This is a genomic window from Hydrocoleum sp. CS-953 (genome assembly GCF_002260545.1).
GTDB lineage: Bacteria > Cyanobacteriota > Cyanobacteriia > Cyanobacteriales > Microcoleaceae > Trichodesmium.
This window is the reverse complement of the sequence record NZ_LGSU01000017.1, coordinates 1-1,032: the sequence shown is the minus strand read 5'-3', so window position 1 is coordinate 1,032 and position 1,032 is coordinate 1. Positions and strand designations below refer to the sequence as shown.

Annotated in this window: 1 protein-coding gene; it reads left to right on the top strand. The window is 30.2% G+C overall.

Annotated elements, in window-relative coordinates:
* Positions 1–192: 192 nt before the first annotated feature.
* A complete protein-coding gene (locus tag AFK68_RS00055) occupies positions 193–627 on the top strand; it encodes a bacterioferritin (RefSeq protein WP_094670657.1) in 435 nt (144 codons plus the stop codon).
* The last annotated feature ends 405 nt before the right edge of the window (positions 628–1,032 follow it).

Genomic DNA, 1,032 nt, shown 5'->3' with positions numbered 1-1,032 from the left:
AATCTTACTAGCATTTTAGCAGGGGTTGAGAACAAAGTATTCTTACATTTAGATTATCTATAGAAAAAGTTAATGTCTACTTTTCTTAAATAAAGCTTAAATCAAGGAAAAATTAAATTAATATTCAATAAACAGATTTATATAACCCAGAAGTTACAATTAACCAGAGAAATGTAAACTTAAAAGCCTAAAATGAGAGAACTTGACAATCAAAAATCTGTAGAGTTATTAAACTCTATTATGGAATTTGAACTTGCAGGTGTTGTGCGCTATACTCACTATTCCTTAATGGTGACAGGACCTAATCGCATACCAATTGTACAATTTTTTCAAGCTCAAGCCAATGAATCTTTACTTCATGCTCAACAAGCAGGAGAAATATTAACAGGTTTAGAAGGTCATCCGACATTAAAAGTAGCTCCAATTGAAGAAACATATAAACATTCAGTCAAAGATGTTTTGACGGAAAGTCTTAACCATGAAGCTAAAGCTTTAGAACTATATAAAAAATTCTTAGAAACTGTAGAAAACGCAAGTATATATTTAGAAGAATATGCTCGGACAATGATTGGTCAAGAAGAGTTACATAACATGGAAATAAAAAAAATGTTGCGTGACTATAGCTGATTAATTTTAGCTAGAGTAAATACATAATATCTGTTATAGCAATCCGCCTAAAAGATGTGAATATCTACTGAGAAATTACAGATTATTTAGGAGTCTAAAAAATAGAATTCGGATTGCTTCATTTTAATTAATCTGTGGTAAAGATGAGTCAGGATTAATAATCTAAGAATATAAATATTACTGAAATATAGAAAAGATTTGGAGATATATTTTTTGATTATTTAGGGCTTGCTGATTAAATATCAAAGCATTGACTTATAAAGGTTTGAGCAATTTTCTTCTGGAAAAAGTACCAGCTTTTTGCTTGATCAAGCGGAAAAAGTGAGCATTTTGGGTAGATTATGGCAGAAAAATCACTCTTACTATTCTTCTTCCTGTCTCCTCTATAATTCCCACTTCTCCTGA

What these genes read in the sequence shown, in the direction of transcription:
- AFK68_RS00055 (WP_094670657.1), top strand. Translation starts at nt 193, where the DNA reads ATGAGAGAACTTGACAATCAAAAATCTGTAGAGTTATTAAACTCTATT.